This is a genomic window from Acidovorax sp. NCPPB 3576, from assembly GCF_028473605.1.
Classification (GTDB): domain Bacteria; phylum Pseudomonadota; class Gammaproteobacteria; order Burkholderiales; family Burkholderiaceae_C; genus Paracidovorax.
The window spans coordinates 408164-432545 of sequence record NZ_CP097267.1 but is presented as its reverse complement, the minus strand read 5'-3'; the positions used below and the strand labels follow the sequence as shown (position 1 = coordinate 432545).

General features: G+C 69.6%; 21 protein-coding genes and 1 riboswitch. Of the genes, 11 read left to right on the top strand and 10 right to left on the bottom strand.

Annotation, left to right across the window (positions count from 1 at the left end; translation table 11 throughout):
• Positions 1–8 precede the first annotated feature (8 nt).
• Positions 9–494 carry a universal stress protein gene (locus M5C98_RS02190; RefSeq protein ID WP_272550701.1) on the bottom strand — a complete coding sequence of 162 codons (486 nt, stop codon included), beginning with the start codon at positions 492–494 and terminating at the stop codon, positions 9–11.
• Between the two features lie 132 nt (positions 495–626).
• Between M5C98_RS02190 and tgt the strand changes: the two genes are divergently transcribed.
• Positions 627–1799, top strand: a complete 1173-nt coding sequence (gene tgt, locus M5C98_RS02185; protein ID WP_272550700.1) for a tRNA guanosine(34) transglycosylase Tgt — start codon at positions 627–629, stop codon at positions 1797–1799.
• A gap of 110 nt (positions 1800–1909) precedes the next feature.
• Complete coding sequence (locus M5C98_RS02180; protein ID WP_272550699.1) at positions 1910–2599, top strand: glutathione S-transferase family protein; 690 nt, start codon at positions 1910–1912, stop codon at positions 2597–2599.
• A gap of 39 nt (positions 2600–2638) precedes the next feature.
• On the opposite strand, the gene M5C98_RS02175 is transcribed toward M5C98_RS02180, so the two are convergent.
• The 4 genes from M5C98_RS02175 to M5C98_RS02160 form a co-directional block, all read right to left on the bottom strand.
• Positions 2639–3775, bottom strand: coding sequence for a zinc ribbon domain-containing protein (locus tag M5C98_RS02175; RefSeq protein ID WP_272550697.1), 1137 nt, complete (start codon positions 3773–3775; stop codon positions 2639–2641).
• Between the two features lie 98 nt (positions 3776–3873).
• Positions 3874–4677, bottom strand: a complete 804-nt coding sequence (locus M5C98_RS02170; protein ID WP_272550696.1) for a DUF2145 domain-containing protein — start codon at positions 4675–4677, stop codon at positions 3874–3876.
• An 11-nt stretch (positions 4678–4688) separates the two neighbouring features.
• Positions 4689–5159, bottom strand: a complete 471-nt coding sequence (locus M5C98_RS02165) for a hypothetical protein (RefSeq protein WP_272550695.1) — start codon at positions 5157–5159, stop codon at positions 4689–4691.
• 94 nt (positions 5160–5253) lie between these two features.
• Positions 5254–5781, bottom strand: a complete 528-nt coding sequence (locus tag M5C98_RS02160) for a YiaA/YiaB family inner membrane protein (protein WP_272550694.1) — start codon at positions 5779–5781, stop codon at positions 5254–5256.
• 217 nt (positions 5782–5998) lie between these two features.
• Between M5C98_RS02160 and M5C98_RS02155 the strand changes: the two genes are divergently transcribed.
• Both M5C98_RS02155 and M5C98_RS02150 read left to right on the top strand, forming a co-directional pair.
• Positions 5999–7591 (top strand): surface layer protein NpdA, encoded by a 1593-nt coding sequence (locus M5C98_RS02155; RefSeq protein WP_272550693.1) that lies wholly within the window; start codon positions 5999–6001, stop codon positions 7589–7591.
• Positions 7592–7870: 279 nt separating this feature from the next.
• A complete protein-coding gene (locus M5C98_RS02150; RefSeq protein WP_272550692.1) occupies positions 7871–9484 on the top strand; it encodes a surface layer protein NpdA in 1614 nt (537 codons plus the stop codon).
• Between the two features lie 185 nt (positions 9485–9669).
• On the opposite strand, the gene M5C98_RS02145 is transcribed toward M5C98_RS02150, so the two are convergent.
• Positions 9670–10191 (bottom strand): Lrp/AsnC family transcriptional regulator, encoded by a 522-nt coding sequence (locus M5C98_RS02145; protein WP_272550691.1) that lies wholly within the window; start codon positions 10189–10191, stop codon positions 9670–9672.
• 217 nt (positions 10192–10408) lie between these two features.
• Here M5C98_RS02145 and M5C98_RS02140 point away from each other — a divergent pair, with 217 nt between their 5' ends.
• Together M5C98_RS02140 and mdeB are read left to right on the top strand one after the other, a co-directional pair.
• Positions 10409–11425, top strand: a complete 1017-nt coding sequence (locus M5C98_RS02140; RefSeq protein WP_272550690.1) for a 1-aminocyclopropane-1-carboxylate deaminase — start codon at positions 10409–10411, stop codon at positions 11423–11425.
• 27 nt (positions 11426–11452) lie between these two features.
• Positions 11453–14149 (top strand): alpha-ketoglutarate dehydrogenase, encoded by a 2697-nt coding sequence (mdeB, locus tag M5C98_RS02135; protein ID WP_272550689.1) that lies wholly within the window; start codon positions 11453–11455, stop codon positions 14147–14149.
• 62 nt (positions 14150–14211) lie between these two features.
• Here mdeB and M5C98_RS02130 read toward each other — a convergent pair whose 3' ends face one another.
• Together M5C98_RS02130 and M5C98_RS02125 are read right to left on the bottom strand one after the other, a co-directional pair.
• Positions 14212–16155: an MFS transporter gene (locus M5C98_RS02130; RefSeq protein ID WP_272550687.1), complete on the bottom strand. Its 1944-nt coding sequence runs from the start codon at positions 16153–16155 to the stop codon at positions 14212–14214.
• A 26-nt stretch (positions 16156–16181) separates the two neighbouring features.
• Positions 16182–17135, bottom strand: coding sequence for a hypothetical protein (locus tag M5C98_RS02125; protein ID WP_272550686.1), 954 nt, complete (start codon positions 17133–17135; stop codon positions 16182–16184).
• Between the two features lie 123 nt (positions 17136–17258).
• Between M5C98_RS02125 and M5C98_RS02120 the strand changes: the two genes are divergently transcribed.
• The 5 genes from M5C98_RS02120 (at position 17259) to M5C98_RS02100 (ending at position 21877) form a co-directional block, all read left to right on the top strand.
• Positions 17259–17990 carry a helix-turn-helix domain-containing protein gene (locus M5C98_RS02120; protein WP_272550684.1) on the top strand — a complete coding sequence of 244 codons (732 nt, stop codon included), beginning with the start codon at positions 17259–17261 and terminating at the stop codon, positions 17988–17990.
• Positions 17991–18032: 42 nt separating this feature from the next.
• Positions 18033–18575, top strand: coding sequence for a DUF2867 domain-containing protein (locus tag M5C98_RS02115; RefSeq protein ID WP_272550683.1), 543 nt, complete (start codon positions 18033–18035; stop codon positions 18573–18575).
• Positions 18576–18623: 48 nt separating this feature from the next.
• Complete coding sequence (locus M5C98_RS02110) at positions 18624–19046, top strand: YXWGXW repeat-containing protein (RefSeq protein ID WP_272550681.1); 423 nt, start codon at positions 18624–18626, stop codon at positions 19044–19046.
• Between the two features lie 149 nt (positions 19047–19195).
• Positions 19196–20215 (top strand): Bug family tripartite tricarboxylate transporter substrate binding protein, encoded by a 1020-nt coding sequence (locus M5C98_RS02105; RefSeq protein WP_272550680.1) that lies wholly within the window; start codon positions 19196–19198, stop codon positions 20213–20215.
• A 152-nt stretch (positions 20216–20367) separates the two neighbouring features.
• A riboswitch (glycine riboswitch) is annotated at positions 20368–20478 on the top strand.
• A gap of 94 nt (positions 20479–20572) precedes the next feature.
• On the top strand, positions 20573–21877 hold the full coding sequence (locus M5C98_RS02100; RefSeq protein WP_272550678.1) for a D-amino acid dehydrogenase: 1305 nt from the start codon (positions 20573–20575) through the stop codon (positions 21875–21877).
• A 144-nt stretch (positions 21878–22021) separates the two neighbouring features.
• Here M5C98_RS02100 and M5C98_RS02095 read toward each other — a convergent pair whose 3' ends face one another.
• Positions 22022–23344, bottom strand: coding sequence for an FIST signal transduction protein (locus tag M5C98_RS02095; RefSeq protein ID WP_272550677.1), 1323 nt, complete (start codon positions 23342–23344; stop codon positions 22022–22024).
• 61 nt (positions 23345–23405) lie between these two features.
• Positions 23406–24290: a PhaM family polyhydroxyalkanoate granule multifunctional regulatory protein gene (locus M5C98_RS02090; protein ID WP_272550675.1), complete on the bottom strand. Its 885-nt coding sequence runs from the start codon at positions 24288–24290 to the stop codon at positions 23406–23408.
• Positions 24291–24382: the final 92 nt, after the last annotated feature.

Below are 24382 nucleotides of genomic sequence, written 5' to 3'. Positions count from 1 at the left end.
GAGATTGATCAGGCCAGGGCTTCCTGCCCGCCCTCGGCATTCATATCCACGGTTTCCAGCGCGTCGGCGTGCTTGACGATGGTCACCGGCACATGGCTCGCATGCACGAGCGCCTGCGACACCGATCCCAGCAACGCGCTGCGGATGGCGCCCTGCCCGCGGGCTCCGATGACCAGCATGCCGCAGCCGTGGCGCTCGGCGATCTCCACCAGCGTATTGGCCACATCGCCCACGCCCACATCGGTTTCATGCTCCACGTCCGCGGCCTCGAAGATCGCGCGGGCCGGGGCCATCAGGTGCAGGCCGGCTTCCAGGCTGGCTGCGGCGATGAGGTCCGGATCGCGCGACACCACCATTTCATAGAGCGTGGCGGGTTCCTGCACATGGGCCAGCACGACGCTGGCGCGCAGGCCCTGGCGCAGCAGGGCCAGGGTGTGATGCACGGCGTCCAGGGAGAGGTCCGAGCCATCGACGGCGATGAGGATCTTGAGCATGTTCGTGTCCTTTTCCGGGAGTCTGAGGTCGCTGCCGGCGATGCGCTTCGCGCGCCCGGCAGACGGTGCGGTCCAGTGTAGCGGCGCCCCGCCGCGCGCCCGACCCTGCGGGCGTCTGGGACAATGCGCGCCATGCTGCAGTTCGACCTCCTGACCACCGACCCTTCCAGCCACGCGCGCCGCGGCACCCTCACCCTGAACCACGGCGTGGTGCAGACCCCCATCTTCATGCCCGTGGGCACCTACGGCACCGTCAAGGGCGTGATGCCGCAGAGCCTGCACGACATGGGCGCGCAGATCATCCTGGGCAACACCTTCCACCTGTGGATGCGCCCGGGGCTGGACGTGATGCAGGGCTTCGGCGGCCTGCACCGGTTCGAGCAATGGGACAAGCCCATCCTCACCGACTCCGGCGGCTTCCAGGTATGGAGCCTGGGCGCCATGCGCAAGATCACCGAGGAAGGCGTGCACTTCGCCTCGCCCGTGAACGGCGACAAGCTCTTCATGTCGCCCGAGGTGAGCATGCAGATCCAGACGACGCTCAACAGCGACATCGTGATGCAGCTGGACGAGTGCACCCCGTATGAAACCAAGGGCCAGCTGACCACCGAGCGCGAGGCGCGCACGTCGATGGAGATGAGCCTGCGCTGGGCCCGGCGCAGCCAGGACGAATTCCACCGCCTGAACAACCCCAACGCGCTGTTCGGCATCGTGCAGGGCGGCATGTTCGAGAACCTGCGCGCCGAATCGCTGGACCGGCTGGTGGAGATGGACTTTCCCGGCTACGCGGTGGGCGGCGTTTCGGTGGGCGAGCCCAAGGACGAGATGCTGCGCATCATGGCGCACACCCCGCACCGCCTGCCGGCGCACAAGCCGCGCTACCTCATGGGCGTGGGCACGCCCGAGGACCTGGTGGAAGGCGTGGCCCAGGGCGTGGACATGTTCGACTGCGTGATGCCCACGCGCAATGCGCGCAACGGCACGATCTTCACGCGTTATGGCGACTTGAAGCTGCGCAATGCGCGCCACAAGGCCGACCACCAGCCGCTCGACACCACCTGCACCTGCCATGCCTGCGCGGGCGCCGAGGGCGTGGCCTGGGACCAGGGCGGCCGCGGCGGCTTCAGCCGCGCCTACCTGCACCACCTGGACCGCTGCGGCGAGATGCTGGGACCGATGCTCACCACCATCCACAACCTTCACTACTACCTGAACCTGATGCGCGAGGTGCGCGAATCGCTGGACGCGGGGCGCTTCGGCGAATTCCGCCGGCAGTTCGCGGCCGACCGCGCCCGCGGCGTGTAGCCCGAGAACCCCGGCCCCCCCGGCACTGGACGCGCAGCACGGGGCCCGGCGATGTCCGCTGCGGGACCGCGGCGGTATCCGGCCCGGCGTGCGCCCGCTACGATGGCGCCATGCTGACCGTCCACCACCTCGAAACCTCGCGCTCGCAGCGCGTCCTGTGGCTCCTGGAAGAACTGGGCGTGCCCTACGAACTCCGGACCTACCAGCGCGACCCGCGCACCCGCCTGGCGCCGCCGGAGCTGCGCAAGATCCATCCGCTCGGCAAGTCGCCGGTCATCACCGAAGGCGACGACGTCATCGCCGAATCGGGCGCCATCATCGAATACCTGGTGGACCGCTACGGCGCGAAGGCACAGGGCGACCTCGCGCACCTGGAGCCGGCGCGCGGCACGCCCGAACGCCGCCAGTGCCGCTTCTGGATGCACTACGCCGAGGGCTCGCTGATGAACTGGCTGGTGATGAAGCTGGTCTTCCAGACGCTGCCCAAACAGCCCATGCCGTTCTTCGTGCGCCCCATCGCGCGGGCCGTGTGCGGCAAGGCGGAGCAAAAGCTGGTGGACCCCAACCTGGCCACGGCCATGGCCTTCATCGACGACCACCTGTCGCGCAACGCCTGGTTTGCCGGAGCCGACCTCACCATGGCCGATTTCCAGATGAGCTTTCCGGTCGAGGCGGCCATGAGCCGCGTGCAGAACGCCGGCCAGCACTCGCACCTGCAGGCCTACCAGGCCCGCATGCGGGCCCGCCCGGCCTACCAGCGGGCGCTGGCCAAGGGCGGCCCGGTGGTGATGGGCGGCTGAGGCGCCACGCCACAGACCTCACCGCCTCCAGGACTCCGTTCAGGCTGATCCCGCGGGAGCGAGGCCGCCAGCCGATGGTCCGGCGCTGTGCGGCGACGCCGTGACGGAGGCTTCCGATTCGCCGCCCGGCAGCCCCCGGCCGGCACTCGCACCCGCTCCGCAGGCATGGCAGAACCGGGCGAATGCGCTCTTGCGGGTGCTGCACGCGCCGCAGTGGTCGAACAGCCCGATGCCGCAGTGGGGGCAGAAGTCGATGGCAGGGTCCTTCAGGTCCACCGGCCGCTCGCACCCCGGGCACACGCTCTTGGCCAGGCGCGCCAGGGCGACGTCGTAGCTCAGCTCCTTGCGGCGCTCCTGGTCGGGCAGCGCCTCGGCACGCTTTTGGCGCTCCAGGTACCGGTTGAGCGCCACGATGGCATAGCGCCCGACCAGCGCGGTCACGACGATGCCGACCACGTAGCGCACATAGCCGCCGTAGCTGGGCAGGTAGGGCACCAGTTCGACGAAGAAAGCGAACAGCGCGAAGAAGATGAAGCCCCACACGAACGGCCAGTAAGTGCCCTTGCGCTTTTTGACGAACAGCCAGCCGGCAATCACCAGCAGCGGCAGGGTGAGCGCCAGCCGGTACAGGAACACGCGCAACTGCACCTTGCGCTGCTGCACGGCCATGCGCTCGTAGCCGCCCTGCTCCAGCGCGGACAGCCGCTGCTGCGCGGCAGCCGCCGCCTGGCGCGCATCGAGCGCGGCCTGCTGCTGCGCCTCGACGGCCTGCTGGGTCTGGCGCTCGCGCAGCTTGAGGCGGTCCAGCGCCTGCGTGCGCTGCACCACTTCGGGGTTGTGCTCGGACTGCTGCGTGGCGCTGCGCGTGGCCAGCCAGTTGTTGAAGGTCTCGCGCTCGGCCGCGGTTTCGCTGCGCGACTTGGCCAGCTGCAAGCGGGCCTGGTCGAGCGCCGTGTCCGCGCTTTCCTCGGCCTGCTGCGCGTTGCGCACCTGGGCGCGCAGCGCGTCCGCGGCGGGGCGGTCCAGAAAGTCATCGAGCTGCAGCGTGGCCTCGACCTTGGGCAGGTCGTCCACCACGGTGCCGCCCAGCCCGATCAGGAAACTGGCGAACACCAGCGACACCAGCCACAGGCCCCGGCGGAACCATTTTTCCGACAGGCGAAGGGATTTGCTCATGATCAGCTCCTCAGCATTGAAATACTATTCATTTGATAGCAACACAGGCAATCAATATCCCGGCATCAGCGGCTTTTGACTATAAACCCGCGTGGAAGTCACGGCGGCGGCAGCGCCACCGGGGCCGACGCCAGTTGCGCGCGTTGCAGCCATGCCAGGACGGAGTCCACCGTCACCGTGGCGATGCGGTTGGCAAAACGCTCGCTGTCCGGGTGGTCGTCGAACGCCACATTCGCCGCCGTGACACGCCCACCCAGCCGCGTGAGCGCGCCGACCTTCAGCACGGTCGGCTCGTACCCCTTGTAGCGCAGCCAGGCCTGCGCCTGGTCGCGCCGGAGCACGGTGTCGGGCTCCATGGCCGCGGCCAGCGTCTCCATCGCCCACTGGTTCGATTGCTGGTATTTGGTGCCCCAGGCGTAGCTCACCATGCTGTAGGGCCGCTGGTGCATGGCCGTGGCGCGCGTGCGGTCGGCAAGCACCACCAGCATCCGCTGCTGCACCTCGGGCGTTGGCACGGCCCACACGGCCTCGTAGCGCCACAGGTCGTCGAGAAAGAACTCGCCCAGCCCCTGCCGGTACACCACACCCACCGCGGTGCCGCACTCGTTGAGCTTGTGCACCACGCGCCACGACCCCTGCGGCGTGCGGTAGACCCAGCCCAGGTGCGAGTAGCGCAGCCCGTACCGGGACAGGTCCTGCCCCGCGCGCGCCAGCACCACCACCTGGGTGCCCGAGCGGGCGTGCTCCGCGTCCAGGGCGCGGGCCGTGCGGGCGGCCAGATCCATGCCGCGCTCGATGAGCTGCGGGGTCGGCTTGCGCGCCTCGCACGAGCGGCCCGCGTGCGCGGCGCCCGTACCGGCCAGAGCGACGGCCACCATGGCGGCCAGCAGCAGTCTTCGCATGGGCCGCCCTCTCACAGCCGCTCGTTGTAGAGCAGCGCACGGCCCAGGGCATTGGGCACAAAGGCCAGCGCCTCGCCCGCCACCGAGAGGACGACACCGGTGCCGATCACGCTGCAGGCCACCACCGTTCCCACGGCGTGGACGGCGCCGGAGGCCGCACGGCCTGCCACCTCGACGCTGACCTGTGCACCGTCGGACGCCCGCTCCAGCACATACACCGTGCCGTTGGCCGATGCCTCCACCACCTTCACCGTGAGGATCGCACCGCCCACCGACAACGCGACGGGAACGGCCGCCACGGCCCCGGCGGCCGTGGACGCCACCGAGGCGGTGCCCACCACCGACGCCACGGGCAGCAGCGACAGGCCGACGGACACCTCGCTCTGCGCATGCACGGCACCTGCCGCCAGCGCCCAGGCCAGGCCGAAGCCCGCGGCCTGGCGGGTCCAGGAAAAACGGGGGATCAGAGTCTCGATGCGCATGGTCTTTCTCCAGAAAAAAGGGGCGCCAGCGGGGGACCCGTGCGCGCGCTGGACAGCCGGGAAAGCGGGCACCCCGCCCGCTCCGGCCCTCGGGTTACTCCACCGTCGCCTTGCCGGCCTTGTCCGGGGCAGCGGCTGGTGCGGAAGGGGGGCCGCCGGCTTGCATGGAGGCCTCGCGGCGGCCTTGCCAGCGGGCGTCGGCCAGGTCCGCCTCGTGGCGGTCGCGCAGCATCTTGGCCAGCGTGAAGGCGGTGGTGATCAGGTAGAGCCAGCTCACGCCCAGGAAGGCCTGGTAGGTCGGGTTGATGTCCATGCTCCACAGGCCCCAGCCCGTGAGGCCCACGGCCACCGCGAACGCGCCCCAGACGACCAGCTTGAACATCGGCGTGTCCGCGCCGCGGCGCGCCTGGTTGTCGCGCACGAACTTCGCCAGCATGAACGCGGCCGACAGGCAAAAGACGTATCCCATCACCATGAAGGCCCGCTCCATGGCCTCCCCTGGCAGCCAGGCCAGCCCCACTGCGCAGCAGAACACGGCGATGCCGAACGAAACCCAGACCTGCAGGCGCCAGGCGGGCGTATCGCGCTGGATCAGGGGCGAAGGAGCAAAGGGGTGTGACATGGAGAGAAGGGCTTGCGGCCCGTGGTGGAACATGGGGCGGATCATGCGCAAGCCGCCCGCCCCGGCACGCGCTGGAATGCACAGGTGGCGGACTTTCGGCTGCCTGGTATCGCATGGCGATACTTTCCCTGCTTCCCCAGCCCCTCGGCGAGTGCCGCAGCCGGGCGGATTGCGGTAATCTGCCGCCATCATTGGCTCTCCCTCCGAAGGACTCCGCATGCCTATCCAGAAGATCGCGGCCGCGTGCGCCCTGCTGTGCAGCGCCGGCTTCGCCTCCAGCGCCCTGGCCGGCGTCATCGCCGGCACGGGGGGCACGCCCTCCAGCAGCGTGATGGGCACCACCGATGCCACCACCTACGCCATCGCCGAAAGCGGCCCCGGCCACAGCCTCGTGGTGCCTTACTACACGGCGCAGAACGGGCAGATGACCGTGCTGCACCTGGTCAACACCGACGTGAACAACGGCAAGGCCGTGAAGCTGCGCTTTCGCGGCGCCAACAACGGCGATGGCCTGCTGCACATGACCGTGCTGCTGGCTCCTGGCGACGTCTGGACCGGCGCGGTGACGGCCGGCGCCAACGGCATCGCGCAACTCACCACCGCCGATGCGACCTGCACCTCGCCCCGGCTCGCGCCTGGCGTGGCACAGGCCTTCATCACCGAGCGGCTCAACCCCCTGTGGGCCGCCGACGTGCAGGCCAACCACACCCGCGAGGGCGCCATCGAGGCCATCGTGGCGGCCGACATTCCCGCCGCCGCCGTTTATGGCACGGGCCAGCAGGAACGCTCCGCCCTCTTCACGGCCATCCGCCCGGTGAACGGAACGGCCCCCTGCACCGATGCGGCGCTGAGCGCCGCGCTGCTGGAAGACACCAGCACCGAGGCCACCGCCGCAGCCCGCGGCCTGGCCACGCCCACGGGCGGCGTGGCGGGCACCTGGTACATCATCGACGTGCCCAACTCCACCACCTTCTCGGGGGCCGCCACCGCGATCCGCGCTGTCAACAACGCGGGCCGCAATGCACGGGGCAACTACGTGCTGTTTCCGCCCACCGGGCTGACCGTCGCCTCGCCCGAGCGCTACACCGCCGACCCGCTGCTGGTCTCGGCCGGCGTCGCCACCCGCGTGAAGAACATCGACGGCGAAACCAGCGAGCCCACCAATGCGGCCGTCATCCAGGCGCGCTACTACGACCTGCCCGACCTGTCCACGCCCTACTACCTGCCGGCCGGCGAGCGCAACGCGCGCAGGACGGCCGGGGACCTGTCGGCGCAATTCGCCGCCACCGAGGTGATGAACCAGTACGCCACCGACCCCTCCATTTCCGCCCGGACGGACTGGGTGCTGTCGATGCCCACCAAGCGCTACAGCGTGGCCTACGACTACAGCCAGCCCCCCGCAGTGGCCCGCGTGTATTCGGTGGTGCCGCCCTCGGACCTCGGCAGCCAGTATTTCTCGGGCGACGACACCCAGGTCAAGACCAACCCCGAGAGCGTGTGCAGCCAGTGGAACCTGACCTATTTCGACCGCCAGACCACCACCCGGCTCGCCCTCAGCCCCGTGGTGGCCTGCGGCACGGTGGCCACGGTGGGTTTCCAGGACGCGGGCCGCTCCAGCGTCTCGGCGTCGATCACCACGCAGCCCCGCTCGGACGCCTTCGTGTCCGGCTGGGCCAGCATCGCCACGAATGCGTCGGATGGCCGGCCCATCATCGGCGCGGCACTGCTCAAGCTCACCAACCCCAATGCCACACCTGGCGTCGCGGGCAATTACGGCCTGACCATGCCGCACATGTATAAAGCGCCCTGAGCGCACGCAGGGCGGCGGCTGTCCAAGCCGCCATGGACCTGGCGCTCGGAACGGGTTCACGATCCTTGCAGGGGCCGCCGGGCACCATCGCCCGGCATGGCTCCCATCCTCAGCGCGGTGTTTCGATTTGCGGGTGGCCTGCTGCATGCAGCGGCCGCCCAGGGCGGCCTTTGGCCCCCCACCACCGTGCCGACCCCATCGCGTGACGGGCTGCCTTTGCGCGGCCCGCGGGCGATGGCGGAGACGTTCCCACCTGCCATCCCAATCACAGGAGAAACCGTGAAAGTCAAGACCATTTCCGGGGCGGTCAGCGCCCTGCTCGGCACGCTGGCCATGGCCGGCGCAGCACACGCAGGCGTGATCGCCGGCACCGGCGCCACGCCTTCCAGCACGCAGCTGGGCGGGACCGATGCCGTCAGCATCAAGGTGGCCGAAGGCCAGGCCGGCCATGCATTGCTGGTGCCCTACTTCACGGCACAGAACGGCCAGATGACGGTGCTGCACCTCGTGAACACCGACCTCGACAACGGCAAGGTCGTGAAGGTGCGCTTTCGCGGGGCCAACAACGGCGACAGCCTGCTGAGCGTGCATGTGCTGCTGTCGCCCGGCGACGTGTGGACGGGCGCCGTGACGGCCGGGGCCGACGGCCTGGCTCAGCTGACCACAAGTGACAACACCTGTACGCTGCCGCGGCTGGCCCAAGGGGTTGCGCAACCTTTTTCCACCAGTCGGCTGGACCCCGCATGGACGCCAGAGGTCATGGCGGCCAACACCCGCGAAGGCGCCATCGAAGCCATCGTGATGGCCGACGTGCCACAGGCATCGATCTACGGTACCGACGGCGCAAGCAAGTCGGCGCTGTCCGTCGCCATCCAGCAAGTCAAGGAAGTCGCGCCCTGCTCCGAATCCGTGCTCAACGCAGCGCTGCTGCAGGACACGAGCAGCGAGGCCGTCGCCGCCAGCCGCGGCCTTGCGGCCCCCAGCGGGCAGCTCAGTGCAACTTGGTACATCATCGACGTACCCGGCTCCACCACGTTCTCCGGCGCTGCCACGGCAATCCAGGCCATCAACAACACGGGCCTTCCGGCGCGCGGCAACTACATGCTGTTCCCCCCCACGGACACGGCAGTGTTGCAGCCAGAGCGCTACACCGCCGACCCGCTGCTGGTGTCCGCAGGCCTGGCCACCCGGAACAAGGACCTTCAGGGCAATACCTCGTTCCCGACGGCATCCGCTGTCCTGCTGGCCCGCTATAACGACCTGCCCGATCTTTCGACGCCCGTCTATCTGCCCGCCACCGCAGCCAGCGCCCGCGCGACGGCAGGCGACCTGTCCCGGCTGCTGGCGGTCCGAGAATTCAAGAACCAGTACGTTCTCGACGACTCCATCGCCGCCCGCACCGACTGGGTGGTCGCAACACCCACCAAGCGGTACAGCGTGGCCAAGGACTACAGCCAGTCCGACCCATCGAACCAGCGCGTCTACTCCGTCGTGCCCCCCAGCGGGGCCGGCGAGCAGTACTTCCACGCGCTCAACACCCAGGTCCGCGACGGCGTCTGCAGCCAGGGCGGCAGCTGGAGCTTCCGGATGGGCTCGCGCGACGGCACCCTCACGCCCGACAGCGTGGTGGCGGACGCCGCATTGCAGCCAGAAAGCTGCGGCGCCCTGTCCGTGCTTTCGTTCTCCGAGAGCCGGTCGGCCGTGTCCTCCTCCATCGCCCGCAAGACGCTGCCAGGCACGGCCCTCAACGGCTGGGCGGTCATGCGGGTACCCGACGCGAGAGGAATTCCCCTGATCGGCGCAGCGTTCACCAAGCTGAGCAACCCCAGCGCCACGCCCGGCGTAGCGGCCAACTACGGGCTGACCTTTCCGCATGTCGTGAAGGCGCCCTGAAGCGAGCCGAGCAGGAACCCGTGACCGCCGTCGCGCCAGCGGTCACGGGGCAGCGTTGCAGAAAGTCGGGTACGCACAGGCAGACGGTGGCCGGCGCCTCGCCGGAGACCGCCTGCAATTCAGTGGCTGAGCGGCCGAGACACACCGGCAGCGCCGTCACGGGCTGGGCGCAGCTCGTGACGGCGTCAGATCGCCATGGGCAGCTCGGTCGTCGATAGCACGTTGCGGATCACCATGAACGAGCGCACCTGCCGCACGCCCGGCAGGTAGAGCAGCTGCTCCGCATGGAGGCGGTTGAAGCTTTCGCTGTCCTTGGTGCGCACCAGTAGAAAATAGTCGAACTCGCCCGTCACCACGTGGCATTCCATGCAGCCCGAGATCTTGGCAGCGGCCTTCTCGAACTCGGCGAACGACTCGGGCGTGGAGCGGTCCAGCACCACGCCGATCATCACCAGCATGCCAGCGCCCACGGCGCGCGGATTGAGCAGTGCCACCACCCCGTCGATCAGCCCCAGGCGCTTGAGACGCTCGACTCGCCGCAGGCAGGCCGGTGCGCTCAGGTGGACCTTGGCCGCCAGCGCCACGTTGGAGACCGAGGCATCGCGCTGCAGCGCCCGCAGGATGGCCTTGTCGGTGCGATCCAGTTCGCCGGTGAGATCGACAGCGGGTGCCGGCACCGCAGGCTTTCTTAATTTTGTTGCGCACATGAATGTTTTCCTGCAATGAAATCGAAATAAACAGGCTTACTGTTCTTTTCAAGACCGATTTTCAATCCATTTTTGCAACCCTATTGCGCCCGCATTTTCCTACCATTCCAGGCAACGGACTGCCTTTGGCGGTTGCCCTGCCACTGCGCGGCAGCAGCAATCCACCGCGGCGCCGGAACCCCGCCCCCATGCCCCTCCCTTTGCCAGGATGCTTCCCATGAACTTGCAGAAATTCCCCCGCCATTCGCTGACCTTCGGCCCCACGCCCATCCAGCCGCTGCCGCGCCTGTCCGCCCACCTGGGGGGCAAGGTCGAGCTGTATGCCAAGCGCGAGGACTGCAACTCGGGCCTGGCTTTCGGCGGCAACAAGACGCGCAAGCTCGAATACCTCATTCCCGAGGCGATCGAAGGCGGCTACGACACGCTGGTCTCCATCGGCGGCATCCAGTCCAACCAGACGCGCCAGGTGGCCGCCGTGGCCGCGCACCTGGGCATGAAGTGCGTGCTGGTGCAGGAGAACTGGGTGAACTACTCCGACGCGGTGTACGACCGCGTGGGCAACATCGAGATGAGCCGCATCATGGGCGCCGACGTGCGGCTGGACGCGGCGGGCTTCGACATCGGCATCCGCCCGAGCTGGGAGCAGGCCATGGAAGACGTGCGCCAGGCCGGCGGCAAACCGTTTCCCATTCCGGCGGGCTGCTCCGAGCACCCCAAGGGCGGCCTGGGCTTCGTCGGCTTCGCCGAAGAAGTGCGCCAGCAGGAAAAGGAACTGGGCTTTCAGTTCGATTACATCGTCGTGTGCTCGGTCACGGGCAGCACGCAGGCCGGCATGGTGGTGGGCTTCGCCGCCGACGGCCGGGCCGACAAGGTGATCGGCATCGACGCATCGGCCAAGCCGGAGCAGACCCGCGCGCAGATCCTGCGCATCGCGCAGAACACCGCCCAGCTGGTGGAGCTGGGCCGCGACATCACCGAAGCCGACATCGTGCTGGACACGCGCTACGGCGGCCCGGAATACGGCCTGCCCAGCGAAGGCACGCTGGAGGCGATCCGCCTGTGTGCGCGCCAGGAGGCCATGCTGACCGACCCGGTCTATGAAGGCAAGTCGATGCACGGCATGATCGAGATGGTGCGCAACGGCGAATTTCCGGCAGGCTCCAAGGTGCTGTATGCGCACCTGGGCGGCGTGCCCGCCCTGAACGCCTACAGTTTCCTTTTCCGCAACGGTTGATCGACCCATCCAGGAGAACGCAGCACCATGACACGACTCGGCTGGCCCGGCGCCACCCCCTTGCCCGATACGCTCGACCCGGGTGAAGTCCAGGAATGGTGCGATGCGCTCGACGGCCTGCTGGCCGCCTGGGAGCCCCGCCAGGGCCGCGAGCGTGCCGCGGCCCTGCTCGACGCGCTGCTGGCCCATGCGCGCCAGCGCGGGCTGCAATGGAGCCCGGCCGGCATCACCTCATACCTCAACACCGTGCGGGTGGAAGAGCAGCCGCCCTACCCGGGCGACCCGCAGATCGAGCAGCGGCTGTCGGCCATCGTGCGGTGGAACGCGCTGGCCATGGTGGTGCGGGCCAATGCCGCGCAGGGCGAGCTGGGCGGCCACATCGCCAGCTACGCCTCGGCGGCGGACCTGTTCGAGGTGGGCTTCCACCATTTCTTCCATGCGCGCACCGAGCAGCACGGCGGCGACCTGGTGTACTTCCAGCCGCACTCCGCGCCCGGCGTGTATGCACGCGCCTACCTGGAAGGCCGGCTGAGCGAAGACTCCCTGCGCCACTACCGGCAGGAGCTGGCCGCCGAGGCCAAGGGCATCCAGGGCCTGACCTCCTACCCCCACCCCTACCTGATGCCGGATTTCTGGCAGTTTCCCACGGGCTCGATGGGCATCGGCCCGATCAAGGCGATCTACCAGGCGCGCTTCATGCGCTACCTGGCCGACCGGGGCCTGTGCGACACGGCGGGCCGCAAGGTCTGGGGCTTCTTCGGCGACGGCGAGATGGACGAGCCCGAATCCATCGCCGCGCTCACCCTCGCCGCGCGCGAGGGGCTGGACAACTGCATCTTCGTCATCAACTGCAACCTGCAGCGCCTGGACGGCCCGGTGCGCGGCAACGGCCGCATCGTGGACGAGCTGGAATCGCTGTTCACCGGCGCCGGCTGGAACGTCGTGAAATGCCTGTGGGGTTCCGAATGGGACGCGCTGCTGGCGCGCGACCACGGCCACGCGCTGGCCCGGGCCTTCGCACAGACGGTGGACGGCGAGTTCCAGACCCTGAGCGCGAACGACGGCGCCTTCAACCGCCGCCACTTCTTCGGCAAGAGCCCCGAACTGCAGGCCCTGGTGGCCCACCTGTCGGACGACGACATCGACCGCCTGCGCCGCGGCGGGCACGACCCGGCCAAGGTGCATGCCGCCTTCGCGCGCGCAGCCGGCCACACCGGCCAGCCCACCGTGGTGCTGGCCAAGACCATGAAGGGCTACGGCATGGGCAGCGTGGGCCAGGGCCGCATGACCTCGCACCAGCACAAGAAGCTGGGCGCCGACGAACTGCTGGCCTACCGCGACCGCTTCCACCTGCCGCTGACCGACGAAGAGGCCCGCACCGCCGCCTTCTGCAAGCCCGCCGACGACAGCGCCGAGATGCGCTACCTGCACGACCGCCGCCAGGCGCTGGGCGGCTACCTGCCCGCACGCCGCGCCCGGGCGCCCGAGGTGGCGGTGCCGCCGCTGCCGGCCACCGGGGGCTTTGCGCTGGACGCGGACGGCAAGGCCATGAGCACCACCATGGCCTTCGTGCGCCTGATGGGCAACCTGCTGAAAGACGAGGCGCTGGGACCGCGCGTGGTGCCCATCGTGGCCGACGAGGCCCGCACCTTCGGCATGGCGGGGCTGTTCCGCCAGGTCGGCATCTATGCGCCGTTCGGGCAGCTCTACCAGCCCGAGGACAACGCCTCGATGCTGGTGTACCGGGAAGAAAAATCCGGCCAGATCCTGGAAGAAGGCATCACCGAGGCCGGCGCGCTGGCCTCGTGGACGGCGGCGGCCACGAGCTATTCGACGCACGGGCTGTCGATGCTGCCGTTCTACATTTTCTACAGCATGTTCGGCTTTCAGCGCGTGGGCGACCTGATCTGGGCGGCTGCGGACCAGCGGGCGCGCGGCTTTCTCATCGGCGCCACGTCGGGCCGCACCACGCTGGGCGGCGAAGGACTGCAGCACCAGGACGGCAGCAGCCACCTGATGGCCTCCACCATTCCGAACTGCCGCGCCTACGACCCGGCCTTCGCGGGCGAGCTGGCCGTGATCGTGGACCACGGCATGCGTCGCATGGTCGAGGCGCAGATCGACGAATTCTTCTACATCACCGTCACCAACGAGAACGTGGCCAACCCCAGCCTGCCGGCCGACGCGCACGACGGCGTGGTGCGCGGCATGTACCGGCTGCGGCAGGGCGCGCCGGCACTGGCGCACCGCGTGCAGCTCTTCGGCAGCGGCGCCATCCTGGGCGAGGTGCTCAAGGCCGCCGACCGGCTGGAGCAGCAGCACGGCGTGGCGGCCGATGTGTGGAGCGTGACGAGCTACGTGGAACTGGCGCGCGAAGGACAGGCCTGCGAGCGCGGCTGGCGCCAGGGCGAGCGCGATGCGGTGGGCAGCTGGTTCGAGCAGCAACTGGCGCCCACGTCCGGGCCCATCGTCGCCGCGAGCGACTACGTGGTGGCATTGCCCGAGATGGTGCGCGCCTTCGTGCCGCCGGGCCGGCGCTACGTGACGCTGGGCACCGACGGCTTCGGCCGCAGCGACTCGCGGGCCGCCCTGCGGGCGCACTTCGCGGTGGATGCCGATGCCATCGTGCAGGCCAGCCTGCGCGCCTGCGAAGAGGACGGCCCGATCGAGGCGTCCGCCGGGCAGCCGCAACCGCGCGGTCTGGCCTCGCTGGCCGCCACCTGAGTCAGCGCGCCCCGCTCCTTTCGCAGCGGGGCACGGCGGGGCCGCAGCGCAAACCCGCTCGCTCAGTCGGCCAACAGGCCCGCCACGCGCGCGTGCAGCAGCTCGGGCTGCACCAGCGCTGCGGGCACGGCCGGCCCGACATTCAGGCCCACGCGGTTGAACAGCCCGCGCCGGAAGGGCCGCGCCATCGCCGTGCCCCGCTCGATGCGGCTGAAATACGAGCCCCACAGGTTGGTCAGCGCCATCGGGATCACCGGGGGCGCCACGCCTTCCTCGCGGGCACGGTCGAGGATCTTCATGATGCCGCCCTTGAACAGCTGCAGCTGCCCGTCGCGCGTGATGCCGCCCTCGGGAAAGATCGCCAGCAAATCCCCTTCCCGCAGCACCTGCGCGGCGCGCTCGAACGCCGCGGCATAGACCGCCGGATCGTCCTTTTGCGGCGCGATGGGAATGGCCTTGGCCAGGCGGAACAGCCAGCCGAGCACCGGCACGCGGAAGATACGGTGGTCCATCACGAAGTAGATCGGACGGGGGCTCGCCGCCATGAGCAGCACCGCGTCCACGAAGCTCACGTGGTTGCACACCAGGATGGCCGCGCCCTGGGTGGGCAGGTGCTCGTCGCCCCGGATCTTGAAGCGGTAGACGAAGCGCGACGCCACCCACGCCACGAAGCGCAGCAGGTACTCGGGCACCAGCAGGAAGATGTAGAACGCCACGATGGCGTTGGCGATGCCCGTGAACAGAAAGATCTGCGGCACCGAGAAGCCCGCCCCCAGCAGCGCGCCGGCGATCAGCGAGCTGCCGATCATGAACAGCGCGTTCAGGATGTTGTTGGCCGCGATGATGCGCGCCCGGTGCGTGGGCTGGCTGCGCATCTGGATCAGGGCATACATGGGCACGCTGTACAGGCCGGCGAACAGGCTCAGCAGCGCCAGGTCGGCCATCACGCGCCAGTGCGCGGCCTGCGCCACGAAGGCGCCCAGCCCCATCTCGGGTGCGGGCGGCAGGGAGCGGGAGGCGAAGTACAGATCGATGGCGAACACGCTCATGCCGATGGCGCCCAGCGGCACCAGGCCGATCTCCACGTGCCGGCGGCTCAGCACCTCGCACAGCAGCGAGCCCACGCCGATGCCCACCGAGAACACCACGAGCAGCAGCGAGGCCACGTGCGCATCGCCGTGCAGCACTTCCTTGGCGAAGCTCGGAAACTGCGAGAGGAACACCGCGCCGAAGAACCACATCCAGCTGATGCCCAGCAGCGAGCGGAACACCACGGGGCTCGCATGCGCGAGCCGGAGGTTGCGCCAGGTCTCGGTCACCGGGTTCCAGTTGATCGACAGGCCCGGGTCGGTGGCCGGCACGCTCGGAATGAACTGCGCCACCGCGCGCCCGGCCAGCGCCAGCAGCACGCAGGTCGCCGCCACCCAGGCATGGCCGATGTCCGGCACCGCCACCAGCAGCCCGCCCGCCACCTGGCCCAGCAGGATGGCGACGAAGGTGCCCATCTCGACCATGCCGTTGCCGCCCGTCAGCTCGCGCTCGTTCAGCACCTGGGGCATGTACGCGAACTTGACCGGCCCGAACAGCGTGGAATGCAGCCCCATGAGGAAGGTGCACGCCAGCAGCACCGCGGCGCTGGAGGCGAGGAAGCCCCAGGCCGCCACCAGCATGATGGCGATCTCCAGGTTCTTCACGAAGCGGATCATGCGGGTCTTGTCGAACTTGTCCGTCAGCTGCCCCGACGTGGCCGAGAACAGCAGGAACGGCAGGATGAACAGCGCGCCGATCACCAGCCCCGCCATGGACGGCGGCATCCACGACACGCTGAGCTGGTAGGTCACCATCACCGTGAAGGCGAACTTGAACAGGTTGTCGTTCGCCGCGCCGGCGAACTGCGTCCAGAAGAATGGCGCAAAGCGGCGCTGGCGCAGCAAGGCGAACTGGTTGGGGTGCGACGGCTCGGCCGCGCGGGGGTGGTCGGCCATGCGGGCCTGCTCTTGGCTCATGCCGTGCTCCTGTGTGGAATGGTTCTTCAGATGCGTCGCGCCGCGGCCCCACGCTGGGCCCCCTCGTCCGCGCTGGCGGCGATTGTGCCCCGGCCCGTGCCCGCTGCGGCATCCGCCGGGCGGTGCCAGGGCACCGCCCGCACGCACTGCGCCCAATAGGCTCCGGGAGTTCCCGAGGGGCGCGGAGCCAACGCGGCGATCACCGGCCACGCAGCCAGGGCCGCCGCCACGTGTTTGAGGCTGTGGCCCGACACCCCGCCGCCCGTCCAGCCGAACACCGCCTGGTCGCCCAACTCCAGCAGCTTGGCCAGGGCATACCAGCCGATCACGGCCACCAGCGACAGAGGCGGGCAACCGGGCCGCACCGGAGCAAAAGCCAGCGCCGCGACCAGCAACATGCCCCCGCCCTGCAGCACGCCCCAGGGCAGCATCTGCCCCGCCATGCCCCAGGCCCGCAGCGACAGCCAACCCGCCAGCGGCAGCACCAAGGCCACCACCCAGGCGGGCCGCGTTCCCATGCGCCCTTCGACGGCCAGGCCCAACAGGCCGGTGAACGCCACCAGCATGCCCATGCGGTCCCACAGCAGCGTGATGTCGTGCGGCATCCAGTGGTACAGCGATGAGGTACCGGCCGTGAGCAGCAAGCCCGAGAAGAAAACCGCGGCCATCACCGTCGTGGTGGTGCGCCCGGCACTCACCCCCTTTTCACCGGCAGGGGCGCTGCATCCCCCCTGCGCCAGGCGCCGCACACCCAACAGCCCCATCAGGGCGAACGGCAGATTGGTGAGCACGTCCATCGCATGGGCGATGCCCCACAGCGTGCGCTGGTCGGCAAAGGCATGCTGGTGCGGATTGGGCGCCACGTGCGGGCCCCAGGCGCTCAAGGCAGCCAAGGCGATCAGGGCGCCGTACAAGGCCCATTCGGCGAAGGCCGGGCGCGAGAGGAGGGGGCGGGCAAAGGAACGGATGGACGAGGGCATGAGAGGAAGCTCCGGGAGACAGCGGGGAATGGCACGCAGTCTCGCCCCCCACACCGCCCCCAAGGCGCATGAAACGCGCCCAGGCCCATCGCCTGCCACGCCGGGTATCCATAATCGATACCCATGAGCACCACCGCCGACCTCGTTGCCGCCCTCAAGAAAGAACTCAAATCCGCACAGATGACGTACGCGGACCTGGCCCAGGCCCTGGGCATGGCCGAATCCAGCGTCAAGCGCATGCTGGCCAAGGGCGACATGCCGCTGTCGCGCATCGATGCGATCTGCCGGGCACTGGCGCTCGACTTCGCCGACCTGGCCCGGCGCGTGGCCGACAGCCAGCCGCTGCTCAAGGAACTGAGCCAGGCGCAGGAAACGGCCGTGGTGGCCGACAAGAAGCTGATGCTCATGGCGATCTGCGTGCTGAGCCAGTGGACGCTGGAGCAGATCGTGACCACCTACCGGCTGAGCGAGGCCGAGGGCGTCAAATACCTCGTGCAGCTCGACCGCATCGGCATCATCGAGCTGCGCCCGCTGAACCGCTACCGCCTCAAGCTCGCCAAGACCTTCCGCTGGCGCCCGCACGGCCCGGTGATGCACTACTTTCGCGACCATGCGCTGCTCGACTACTTCGCCGGCAGCTTCGACGGCCCCGGCGAAGGCGTTCTGCTGGTGCACGGCGCCATCAGCCGCAGCTTGGCGCCGGCCTTCTGGGAACGCATGCAGCGCGTGGCGAACGATTTCGCGCAGCAGCACCTGGCCGACCAGCGCGTATCCGAGCGCGAACGCGAGGGCTACACCGTGCTGCTGGCGCTGCGCAGCTGGGAGTTCGACGTGTTCACCAGCATGCGGCGCTGAGCCGCGCCACCCTTTGTTTTCGGCACAACGCCCCACCACCTCATGCACACCACGCCCCACCCTCCAACGATCACCACCGTCGCGGTGCCACCCGGCAGCGCGATTGCATCGGCACTGCCCGGCGCCTACTTTGCCGACAGCTACGAAACCACCGACCCCGATCCCGCGACGAGTGCGCTGCAGGCCTGGCTGTCCACCGTGGCCCAAGTGCCCGGCTGGACGAACCGGCTCATGGCGCTGCGCAACCGGCTGGTGCGGCTGGCAGGCCTGAAGGACCTGGGAGCGCTCGGTGGCGATGCCGCCCACCCGCTGCGCGACGCCGCCAGCTACCGGGTGGGCGACCGCGTGGGCATCTTCCGGATCCGGCACCTGGCTGACGACGAAGTGGTCATGGGCCAGGACGACCGCCACCTCGACGTGCAGGTGTCGCTGACCAAGCGGCAACCGCCGGAGGGACCGCCCCGGGTCGCCCTGAGCACCGTGGTGCATGTGCACAACACGCTGGGCCGGGTGTACATGGCGCTGGTCGTTCCGTTCCACCGGCGCATCGTGCGCACCCTGCTGGCGCGCTACGCCGCCCGGTGAGGCGCAGGCCCTGGCCCCCGCCCGGCCGGAAACACCCGGTCACAACTCATGACCCGCAAGACCATTGCCCTCACCGCCGCCACGCTGGCCCTCGCATCGCTGGGCTCCGTCACCACCGTGGCGCGCGCGGCCACCAGTGCCACCGTGATCGTGCAGGCCGGCGGACCGGTGTACCAGCAGCCCGGGCCCGTGATGGTGCAGTACCAGGCACCACCCCCACCCCGCCGTGAAGCCGTGCCGCCCCCGCGCCGCGGCATGGTGTGGGAGACGGGCCATTGGGAATGGCGTGGCCACCGCCATGTCTGGGTGGCCGGCCACTGGGTCCGTGCCCGCCCCGGCTATGTCTATCGCCAGCCGGCCTGGGTGCAACACGACGGCCGCTGGGAAATGCGCCGCGGCGGCTGGGACCGCGACGGCGACGGCGTGCCCAACCGCCAGGACCGCCGCCCGGACAACCCGAACCGGTACTGAGCCACGCGGGGCCCGCGCGGCCCCGCGCCCACCGCGTTCACCCTATGGCGGCGGCGCGCCCCCGGCCCATATGCATATGGCGTGCGGCGCATGAACGCCTGCCCACAATGGCGCATCGGTTCCCACCCCGCGTTCAGCGCCCCTCTGCCATGCCGCCCCTCTTTTCCATCACTCACCGAGCCATCCACCGCATCGCCGCCGCCCTGGCCTGCGCCGCGGCCGCCACCTTCAGCTTCGGCGCCCACGCCGAAGCGGCCGGCTGGCCCCGGCAACCGATCACCCTGATCCTGGGCTTTCCGGCGGGCTCGGGCATCGACGTCGTGGCCCGCGCGGTGCAGGAGCCCCTGAGCCAGAAGCTCGGGCAGCCCATCGTCATCGACTACAAATCGGGCGCCGCCGGCAACATCGCCAGCGAGTTCGTGGCCCGCGCCAGGCCCGACGGCTACACGCTGGCCTTCGGCACCGCCGCCACGCACGGCAGCAACGCCGCGCTCTACCCCAAGCTGCCCTTCGACGTGGAGGACGACTTCGTGCCCGTGGGCCCGCTGATCGACGTGTCGAACGTGCTCACCATCAACCCGAACGTCATCGACGTGAAGACGCTCCAGGAGTTCGTCGCGGCGGTGAAGGCCCACCCGGGCCGATACAACTACGCCTCCACCGGCAACGGCGCCGGCACGCACATGGCGTTCGCCGAATTCAATGCGCGCCTGGGCCTGGACATGGTCCACGTGCCCTACAAGGGCGGCCCCGAAGCCATCACGTCGGTGGTGCGCGGCGAGACCTGCTGCATCATGAACCAGGTGCAGACCGTGCTGCCGCACTACAAGGCCGGCAAGGTGCGCCTGCTGGGCGTGACCACTGCCAAGCCCGTGGCCGCCGTCAAGGAGGTGCCCACCATTGCCTCCAGCGGCCTGCCGGGCACGCAGGGCTTCGACAGCTCGATCTGGTTCGGCCTCTTCGCGCCCAAGGGAACGGACGCCGCCGTGGTGCAACAACTCAACACCGCCCTGCGCCAGGTGCTGGAGCAGCCCGACGTGCGCGAGCGCTTCGAATCGCAGGGCAACGCCGTGCGCATCGAGACGCCCGCGCAGTTCCGCCAGACCGTCCACGCCGACCGCGCCAAGTGGGCCCAGGTGGTGAAGGACGCCCGGATCCGCATCGACTGACCGCTGCGGCACGGCCCCCTTCACCGCGCACCGGGTTTGCGCGGCGCGGCTTCGCTGCTACGATGCACCCCGCAGGAGAGCGAACGGCCCCCGGGCCGCTCCACCGAAGGCGCAAACTCCCATACACGCTCAGGTCCCGTACTGCACCACCATCAAAGCCGTCTGGAGAGCCGCCATGCATGCCATGGCGCACCGAAGGAGCAAGCCCCTCGCCGTGTTGGCGCAGGGTGAATCTCTCAGGTACCAAGGACAGGGGGAGCGGCAGCACGGCAGATCGCCGTCGGCTGCATGCTATCGATTCAATAGCGCCACGCCGGCGATTTGCTTGGTGCAAACCTTCCAAAAGGCTTGTGAATCATGCGCGTGATCGTTCTCGGTGCCGGCCTGCTCGGCACCACCTCCGCCTACTTCCTGCAGCAGCTCGGCCACGAAGTGACCGTCACCGACCGCCAGGGCGTTCCCGGCGCGGAAACCAGCTTCGCCAACGGCGGGCAGATCTCGGTGAGCCATGCCGAGCCCTGGGCCAATCCCGGCGCGCCGTTCAAGGTGCTGAAATGGCTGGGCCGCGAAGACGCCCCCCTGCTCTTTCGCCTGCGCGCCGACATGCGCCAGTGGCTGTGGGGCCTGCAGTTCCTGCGCGAATGCACGCCGGCGCGCACGCGGCACAACATCGAGCAGATCGTGCGCCTGGGCACCTACAGCCGCGACACGCTGCAGCAATTGCGCCGCGATACGGGCATCCAGTACGACCAGCGCACGCAGGGCATCCTGCATTTCTACACGAGCGCCCGGGAGTTCGATGCCGCGCTCGCCCCCGCCGAGCAGATGCGCGCCCTGGGCTGCGAGCGCCGCGTGGTCAGCGCCGACGAGGCCGTGCGGCTGGAGCCCGCACTCGCCCACATCCGCCCGCAACTGGCCGGCGCCACCTACACGGCCGAGGACGAATCGGGCGACGCCAACACCTTCACGCGCGAGCTGGCCCGGCTGGCGCAGGCGGCGGGCGTGCAGTTCCGTACCGGCTGCCACATCACGGCGCTGCGCACGGCAGGCGGCGCCATCGACCATGCCGAGATCACCAACGCGGAAGGCCGCTTCGAACGCGTGCGGGGCGATGCCTACGTGCTGGCCATGGGCTCGTTCAGCCCGCTGCTGGCCGAGCCACTGGGCCTGCGCCTGCCCATCTACCCGGCCAAGGGCTATTCGGTCACCCTGCCGGTGCGCGATGCCTCGGCGGCCTACGAGGTGAGCCTGACGGACGATGAATACAAGCTCGTCTTCTCGCGCTACACCAGCGAGCGCGGCGACCGCCTGCGAATCGCCGGCACGGCAGAACTCAACGGCTACCAGCGCGACTTGAACCCCGTGCGCTGCGAGGCCATCGTGCGCCGCGTGGAAGAACTCTTTCCCGGCGCGGGCGACACGCGCCAGGCCCAGTTCTGGACCGGGCTGCGCCCCGCCACGCCCAGCAACGTGCCGCTGATCGGCAAGACGAAGATCGGCAACCTGTTCCTCAACACGGGCCACGGCACGCTGGGCTGGACGCACGCCTGCGGCTCGGGCCGCTCCATCGCCCGCATCGTGAGCGGGCTGGCGCCGGAAGTGGACTTCGCCTTCACCGGCATGCCGCGCACGGCCGCGCCCGCGCTCATGCCGGCAATTTGACGGCTTTTGCTATTATTTTTATAGCTGCCACCGCATGATTTTCTAGGGCGTGAGGCCGAAAAGGCTCAAAACCCCGTTGGACCGGCCGGGAAGGGGGCGCACGGCCTGCGAGCACGCCGCGCGGCGCCTTTCGCTGCCCCGGGCTCAGGCCGGCGCGTGCTCGCTGGTGAAGACCGTCAGCACGCCGGTGTAGCCATACAGCCGGTGATGGGCGATCTCGCCGCCGGCGAAGAACCCCACCAGCGGCACGTCGCCCAACGCATGGCGCACGATCTGCAGCTCCGCGCTCGGCCCGCCGAAATGCGGGCCGCCGCGGCCGGAGCAGCTCACGTAGATCGCCCCCACCATGTGCCGCTGCACCGGCGCGCGCGCCGGCCGGTCGGCGCTGCCGCCCAGGGCCTGCGCGAGCGCGCGGCGCTCGCTGTCGGCCGAAGGTGCCGGCGCGGGCAGGGTTTCGGTTTCCTCGGGCGTGAGTTCCTCGCGGATCTCGGCGCAGATGCGCATCAGGTCGGCGCGTGCCGCCGCCACGTTGCGCTGGCAGAACGCCAGGCGCATGCCCTCTTCCACCTGGTCGGCCAGGGCCACGCCGCGGCGCGTGGCATCGAGCCCCACGATGTGGCGCACCCGGGTGTCCGTGCCGAAATGCCCGGCCCGGCCGAGCGGCTGCACGCCGGCATCCACCAGGCCCGCGAGCGTGGCCCGCACCTCGCGCAGCGCGGGCTGCGGGTCGCCGTCGAGCGAAATGTGCAGCGTGTCCAGCAGCGCATCCAGCGCCGGCTGGCCATCGAGCGCCAGCACCACGTTGTCCTGCGCCTCGGTGATGGTGCAAAGCGGCCCCACCGGCTGGCAGCCCTGCGTGACGCGCGACAGCAGGCTCACGCCCTCGCCGAAGGCCACGCCCGACAGCCCGCCATCGAACACGCCCCGCGCGCCGCCCTGCCCCGCGATGTTGCCGTTGCCGCCCACGGCGAACTGCACGCTCGCGCTGCGGCTGGCCGACAGGCCGCCGAACAGGTAGCCGGTGGCCGTGCGGTCGGCCATTTCATCGATCAGCTCGGCCAGGTCGGGCGTGCGTCCGTCCATGTGCACGAGCGCCGTGTGCGCGACGAACCCGCTGGCCGCATTGCGCGCCAGCGGCGCCACGCCGGAGAACACGCGGTACTGGTCGGGTGGCAGGTCCAGCAGCATGACGGACAGCGCCGGTTCATCGAAGTACTCGGCATTGTTGGCGGCCACGCCCACGCCCACGGTGCCGCTCCAGTCGGTCACCTCGGGCAGCTCGGCCGACACGAAGTCCAGCAGGGCCTGCGCCTCGTTGGCGTAGTGGTCGGTGATGTAGAGCACCCCCAGGGTGGGCGCGCTGGCGTACTGCGGCAGCGCCATCTGCGCGCGCAGTTGCGCCAGCACCAGCGCGGCTGCCATGCGCCACTGGGGATGGGTGGCGTGGCCGTTGGGAAAGAGTTTCATGGTCGATGGCAAAGGTCGCGGCGGCCCGCTGCGCGGGCGGCCATGTCAGAAAAAAAGGCGGTCACTTCCCTGTGCGCTTTCGGGGCGCGGCGGTCTTGGCTGCCGCAGGGGCGGCTGCGCGCCGGGGCGCCGGTTTTTTGGTGGGTGCCTCTTGCGGCGCAGCGGCGGCACGGGTGCGTTTGGGCTTCGAAGCGGCAGGGGCTGCGGCGGACTTGCGGCCGCGGGCAGGCGGCGCATCCGCGCCTTGCGATGCCGCGGCCATGCGCGTGGCCTCCTGCACGCCCTGCAAACCCTGCGCCGCCAACTGCGTGGCCATGTCGGTAGCCGTCTTGAAGGCTTCGGTCGCCGCGCCGCGCGTGGCCTCCACCGCAGCTTGGTGGGACGCATCGCCCAACGCATTGGCCGCGATCTGCTGGAACTGGCTGGTCAGGGCGCCCCACCATTGCATCGGGTCCACTACGCCGGGAATGGCGGTGGATGTGGCCGCGTTGTCGCTGGTCACGTCGTCTTCGGCCGCGGCCTCGGGAGCGGGTGGCTCGGCCGGTGGTGCCTCGCGACGGGCCTCGCGATAGGACTCACGATGTGGCGCGGGAGCGGCACGGGCCGGCTCGGGGGCGGGCGCCGCGGGCGATGGCTTGGGCGCGAAGGCCCCGGCCAGATCGCCCATCGCCACGTTCATGCCTTTCAGCGTGGCAAGGGTCATCTTCTGCACCTCCAGCGCCTGCACCGTGGCGCTTAAAGCGCGCGAGTTCTGCTCCAGCCAGAACTGCACGGCCTTCAACTCGTCGATGCGTTTTTCCAGCTCTTCCACGCTGATCGTGGGCGCCACCCAACTGGAGAGGCTGGGCATCTGCGGCACGCCGCCCGATGCGCCTTTGGCGAGGTTCTGGAGGAAATCGAAGCCCGGCACGAACTTGCCGAAGCCGAAGGGAGATGTGTCGCTCATGGCCATTCCTTTGCGATGCGCTGCATGGCGCCGGTGGGGGATGGGACAGCTTAACGCGATTGCTCCGCGGGGCCAACGCCGCGGGCATGGCC

Bases quoted from the DNA above. Each gene is read 5' to 3' on its own strand.
- M5C98_RS02165 (WP_272550695.1), bottom strand. From the start codon at position 5,159: ATGCGCATCGAGACTCTGATCCCCCGTTTTTCCTGGACCCGCCAGGCC.
- M5C98_RS02145 (WP_272550691.1), bottom strand. From the start codon at position 10,191: ATGTGCGCAACAAAATTAAGAAAGCCTGCGGTGCCGGCACCCGCTGTC.
- M5C98_RS02125 (WP_272550686.1), bottom strand. From the start codon at position 17,135: ATGCCCTCGTCCATCCGTTCCTTTGCCCGCCCCCTCCTCTCGCGCCCG.
- M5C98_RS02105 (WP_272550680.1), top strand. From the start codon at position 19,196: ATGCCGCCCCTCTTTTCCATCACTCACCGAGCCATCCACCGCATCGCC.
- M5C98_RS02160 (WP_272550694.1), bottom strand. From the start codon at position 5,781: ATGTCACACCCCTTTGCTCCTTCGCCCCTGATCCAGCGCGATACGCCC.
- M5C98_RS02095 (WP_272550677.1), bottom strand. From the start codon at position 23,344: ATGAAACTCTTTCCCAACGGCCACGCCACCCATCCCCAGTGGCGCATG.
- M5C98_RS02100 (WP_272550678.1), top strand. From the start codon at position 20,573: ATGCGCGTGATCGTTCTCGGTGCCGGCCTGCTCGGCACCACCTCCGCC.
- M5C98_RS02140 (WP_272550690.1), top strand. From the start codon at position 10,409: ATGAACTTGCAGAAATTCCCCCGCCATTCGCTGACCTTCGGCCCCACG.
- M5C98_RS02130 (WP_272550687.1), bottom strand. From the start codon at position 16,155: ATGAGCCAAGAGCAGGCCCGCATGGCCGACCACCCCCGCGCGGCCGAG.
- M5C98_RS02090 (WP_272550675.1), bottom strand. From the start codon at position 24,290: ATGAGCGACACATCTCCCTTCGGCTTCGGCAAGTTCGTGCCGGGCTTC.
- mdeB (WP_272550689.1), top strand. From the start codon at position 11,453: ATGACACGACTCGGCTGGCCCGGCGCCACCCCCTTGCCCGATACGCTC.
- M5C98_RS02155 (WP_272550693.1), top strand. From the start codon at position 5,999: ATGCCTATCCAGAAGATCGCGGCCGCGTGCGCCCTGCTGTGCAGCGCC.
- M5C98_RS02115 (WP_272550683.1), top strand. From the start codon at position 18,033: ATGCACACCACGCCCCACCCTCCAACGATCACCACCGTCGCGGTGCCA.
- M5C98_RS02180 (WP_272550699.1), top strand. From the start codon at position 1,910: ATGCTGACCGTCCACCACCTCGAAACCTCGCGCTCGCAGCGCGTCCTG.
- M5C98_RS02170 (WP_272550696.1), bottom strand. From the start codon at position 4,677: ATGCGAAGACTGCTGCTGGCCGCCATGGTGGCCGTCGCTCTGGCCGGT.
- M5C98_RS02190 (WP_272550701.1), bottom strand. From the start codon at position 494: ATGCTCAAGATCCTCATCGCCGTCGATGGCTCGGACCTCTCCCTGGAC.
- tgt (WP_272550700.1), top strand. From the start codon at position 627: ATGCTGCAGTTCGACCTCCTGACCACCGACCCTTCCAGCCACGCGCGC.
- M5C98_RS02175 (WP_272550697.1), bottom strand. From the start codon at position 3,775: ATGAGCAAATCCCTTCGCCTGTCGGAAAAATGGTTCCGCCGGGGCCTG.
- M5C98_RS02110 (WP_272550681.1), top strand. From the start codon at position 18,624: ATGACCCGCAAGACCATTGCCCTCACCGCCGCCACGCTGGCCCTCGCA.
- M5C98_RS02120 (WP_272550684.1), top strand. From the start codon at position 17,259: ATGAGCACCACCGCCGACCTCGTTGCCGCCCTCAAGAAAGAACTCAAA.